General features: G+C 33.9%; 5 protein-coding genes. 2 read left to right on the top strand and 3 right to left on the bottom strand.

The window, feature by feature from the left end:
• The first annotated feature begins 95 nt into the window (after positions 1–95).
• Positions 96–1,283, top strand: coding sequence for an acyltransferase family protein (locus tag EHQ17_RS17385; protein WP_135595102.1), 1,188 nt, complete (start codon positions 96–98; stop codon positions 1,281–1,283).
• 27 nt (positions 1,284–1,310) lie between these two features.
• Entirely contained in the window at positions 1,311–1,577 is a 267-nt protein-coding gene (locus tag EHQ17_RS17380; RefSeq protein WP_135595104.1) for a hypothetical protein, read from the top strand.
• A 306-nt stretch (positions 1,578–1,883) separates the two neighbouring features.
• Here EHQ17_RS17380 and EHQ17_RS17375 read toward each other — a convergent pair whose 3' ends face one another.
• The 3 genes from EHQ17_RS17375 to EHQ17_RS17365 all read right to left on the bottom strand — a co-directional run bounded on the left by EHQ17_RS17375 (position 1,884) and on the right by EHQ17_RS17365 (position 4,040).
• Positions 1,884–2,807 carry an IS1595 family transposase gene (locus tag EHQ17_RS17375; protein ID WP_135595106.1) on the bottom strand — a complete coding sequence of 308 codons (924 nt, stop codon included), beginning with the start codon at positions 2,805–2,807 and terminating at the stop codon, positions 1,884–1,886.
• A gap of 186 nt (positions 2,808–2,993) precedes the next feature.
• Positions 2,994–3,485, bottom strand: coding sequence for a hypothetical protein (locus EHQ17_RS17370; protein WP_135736221.1), 492 nt, complete (start codon positions 3,483–3,485; stop codon positions 2,994–2,996).
• A gap of 78 nt (positions 3,486–3,563) precedes the next feature.
• The gene (locus EHQ17_RS17365) at positions 3,564–4,040 is read right to left on the bottom strand and encodes a hypothetical protein (protein WP_135736220.1); all 477 of its coding nucleotides are present in this window, start codon (positions 4,038–4,040) and stop codon (positions 3,564–3,566) included.
• Between the last annotated feature and the right edge of the window lie 42 nt (positions 4,041–4,082).

Below are 4,082 nucleotides of genomic sequence, written 5' to 3'. Positions count from 1 at the left end.
CAAAACAACCGCACGATTATCCGTGCCTAAAAGGCTTTGTGGGAATAACGAGAAAATGAACTTATTAACGTTACCTCGAAGTATGGGTAAATCTTGTGTTAAATGCAATAAAGGATCTCTTTCGCCCGAGAGAATCCGAGTTAAAGCCCCTCAATGGTCTGCGAGCCTTAGCTATAATCTTCGTAGTTTTAAATCACTATGTTATCGGCATAATCGATAAGGTTGCGTTACCTGAATCACTAAAGACAATCTATCTAAATCTTTGGTCAGGCGTAGATCTATTCTTTGTATTAAGTGGTTTTCTTATTTCAAAAGGTCTTTGGGAGAATTGGAGAAAGGAATTAAAGATCAATTTCGGAAGCTTTTATATCAAGCGGACTTTAAGGATTTTCCCAGCTTATTACTTCTTTCTTATCGTTACTTATTTAGTGGGAAAAACAATGCTAACGGTATTGGAAAAGAAAGGAACGTATGGTGAAATTGAAAGTTTAAAACAAATCTTAACGAATTCTTGGGGTGACTTTCTTTTCTTAGGAAATTATATCCAAGGAATCAATACCCATACATGGTCCCTTTCCAGTGAAGAACAGTTCTATTTAATTTTCCCGATTCTTTGTTCCGTTCTCTTTTTTAGGTTGGGGTTTAAACTTAGGCAACTTATTCTTTGGATTGTTTATATAGTTCCACTTGCTTGTAGGATTGTTACGCTTTATGCGATTGAAGGATATTCAACGCCTCCATACTTCAAAGAGATTTATTATCCATTTCAGACAAGATTTGATTCTTTAATCATAGGAGTCATTGTTATGGACTTCTACATGAATCGACCAAGCCTTGGTAAGTTCATTGAAAAATATCGTATAGCTTATATTTCATCAATCGCTTTGTTTTTCTCGTTCGTTATCATCTGCCATTTAATCTCACAAGATACCGGACTATTCTTTGCTCATACTTTTAAGTACAATTTTCTAAACATTGGTTATGCTGGAATTCTATATTTATCGATAATCAAACTAGAATCGCCGTTGAGTAAGTTTCTTAGTTCAAAGATTTTAACGCCGATTGCTCGGTTAAGTTATACGATCTATCTTTGGCATTTCATCCTTATGGGGACCGCAGTGATGTTGTTAAAGATCAAGCCAGACATGTCTTTGACTATGTTTCATTTAAAGTTTTTCGGTATGGTGATTATTTTAATTGTGCTGTCTTTGCCTTTATACTTAACGATTGAGGTTCCGTTTCAAAAATTAAGAAATAGATTACGCCTGAATGGGTCTAAGTAATCCTACTAATTAAGTGAGGATTTTAAAATGTTAACAAAAGAAATGTTCACCAAAGAAGCTATTTTAGAAAGGCATAAACAATTATTAGATCATGCAATTGATAAATCTACCGAAGCTAGAGTTATAGAATTTCTAAAGGAGAAAACATTCATCATTTCCGGGCTTGCATTTCCTTCTCCAGGAGAGAAGGTTAAATTAACTTTAGAAATACAATTTTCAAATTCCGAGGAATACGTTTTTGAATCTGAAAAAATAAGCAGTATTTTAATAGATGCCCATGGGGGAATTAGTTAAGTAGATCAATATTTTTTTGATCCGAAGGGATAACTTCAAGAATGTCAATTACGTTGAATTTTGTGAGATTTCCTTGTATCAATAAGTCTAATTCAAAATTAAGACGCTGGTCAATAGTCCCAACATTTTCAAGTGATATAAATTTTCCTACTACGATATCATTTGAGTTTATCCGCAATGTTAGAATTTCTGCATCTACTGATCTTCGAAAACGAATTTGACTAATTATATTGTTGATATGCTCATTATGCTCAGTTGCGTTCATTTTTCAAAAATGACATACAATTTAAAGAAACGTCAATCGTTTTATTCCAATAGACTCCTCTCCAATAAGTCATAAAATATGTCCTTGTTCTTTCTATTGTTAAATCTAAAAGTAAACTCATCAATATAGGCTTGTAAATATTTTCCGGAAATATGGTGATAGGAGCCAACTATACCTCTTTTAAAAATCGACCAAAAACCTTCGACCGTATTCACGTTTATACCATTAAACGAATATTGATACTTGCTATGGTTTATCTTTTGATGGTCATAACCTCGACGATCTAAAATGTTATAACCTCTGAATTCATCAGTCATAATTATAGAGTCCTTGGTCGCCACTCTCTTTAAAATTGTTAGGATTTGTTTTCCAGTAAGCTTCTGACCAATTTTATTAGGATGAGCTACGGTAGTATATATTCGATCTTTTTCTCGATTGTAAACACCGACGATCGGAGTTTTAAATGTTCCTCGTCCGCGCTTCGATTTAATCTTAATCTTTGGCCCCGCTTGAACGTATGTTTCATCGATTTCAAAAATTGCTTTAACAGCGTTCTTAGTAGTTACTTGACCCATAGCCTTACGAATTTGATGGACCATCCGCCATGAGGTTTTATAAGAGCCTCTGATTTCTCGATGGACTTGACATGCTGAAATTCCTTTCTTGGCGTTAATCACAAGGTGAGTTACATAAAGCCATTTTCTAAGGTTAACCTTAGAGTTTTTAAAGATAGAGGACTTAAAAAGAGAAAAGGAATTATTGCAGGCATTACATTGGAATTTTCGAGGAGTCTCTTTCCGATGCACAACCCTTTTAGAATCGCAATGGGGACATCTAACTCCTTTCGGATACTTAATATTTAGAAAATAGTCGATTACGTCCATTTCGGTTGGGAACCTTTCCATTAGTTCCAGAAAAGAAATTCCGATTGCCCTAACTATTGTGGTTTGACTACCTTTACCCATAAGTAATAGTATTGTATGGATAGGGTGGACAAAAAATGGGAGAAGTAGCAAAAAAACTTACAAAAACTCAGGAAAAAAAGATCCAAAAAATATCAGAAAAGCTCAGAAGTGATCCCGAGCTAATTCTATGGGTCGAGTTAGCAATCTCTCAATATGACAAAGCACTCCTCGAAAAAAAGGGGTAGTTTATTTCAGACTATCGATTAGCTGAGTGTTTAAATAACTGAAATTAAAACTATCGATTTCAACATAATTATCAAACATCTTTAGTAACTGCAACGCTGCAAGTTCCCAACCTGGTTCATTTTTTCGAATTCCATTTCGTAAGCCAGATAAAACAATTTTGCCGTTAAAGACCTTGAAATAAATTTCTGGTCCATTTGCTAAATACTCACCCGATTCCCTCATTTTATAGTGGAGTTCAAATTCACCTTCTTGATTTGAAATTTGTTTCAAATAAAAAGTATCTTTCTCTAAAGAAACGCCGCTATTCGGATTTTTACTTAAACTCAAGCGAAAGAGATCCTTTAAATAGTATCCAGTATCTTTCCCATTCATATAGATTATACTGTGTTCAGAATATTTATAATATTCGTTAAAGGTCTTCTTTAGTAGTAGAGCAGCCTTTTCCTGAAGTAAATTATTGAGCATATCATAATATCTACGCTTATCTTCCATCCGATCTGCTTTATCGATAATTTGAATGAGATGGCTTACTCCGTGTTTCTTTATATCTGTATATATTGCTGATCTAATTTACTTATCTTCTTGAACTGCTTTTATTTTATTCCAAAAGGATATACTTTTTACCTCGGGACATACTTTAAAATACACAAATCTAAAGTAGTCAAGTTTGTTCATTGAATCAATATTATAAGCATTGGTAACATATTCCTTTTCGATGATGTGACTTGTATCTATAGCGACATACTCCGGAGGATTATTGATATAATGTGATTTATCATAAAATAAAGGGGAATCCACTTCAGATTGTTTAATAAGCGAGTTTTTTACATGAGGGTCATAGTTGGTTAAGATATCATAGATTGTATAAATATGCACGGCCGTTCCTTTATATATTAAGGTTTCTGTTGACAATGACAATGTTCCAAAATTAGGACATGAGAAGGAAACGGGCTTTTCCTTTATGGAGTTTGCTGTAGTAAAACAGGAAATTGCTGGGAAGAATGTAAGAAAAATTGGAATACATATCCTATAGCTTAAAGAATACAATTGAATACTCCTGATGCACGGTTTTCCGTGTCATGTGATGAA

Origin of the sequence: Leptospira gomenensis (assembly GCF_004770155.1) — a bacterium.
Lineage (GTDB): Bacteria > Spirochaetota > Leptospiria > Leptospirales > Leptospiraceae > Leptospira > Leptospira gomenensis.
The sequence above is the reverse complement of the archived record's forward strand: the minus strand, read 5'-3'. Positions and strand labels throughout refer to the sequence as shown.

What these genes read in the sequence shown, in the direction of transcription:
- EHQ17_RS17380 (WP_135595104.1), top strand. Translation starts at nt 1,311, where the DNA reads ATGTTAACAAAAGAAATGTTCACCAAAGAAGCTATTTTAGAAAGGCAT.
- EHQ17_RS17375 (WP_135595106.1), bottom strand. Translation starts at nt 2,807, where the DNA reads ATGGGTAAAGGTAGTCAAACCACAATAGTTAGGGCAATCGGAATTTCT.
- EHQ17_RS17370 (WP_135736221.1), bottom strand. Translation starts at nt 3,485, where the DNA reads ATGGAAGATAAGCGTAGATATTATGATATGCTCAATAATTTACTTCAG.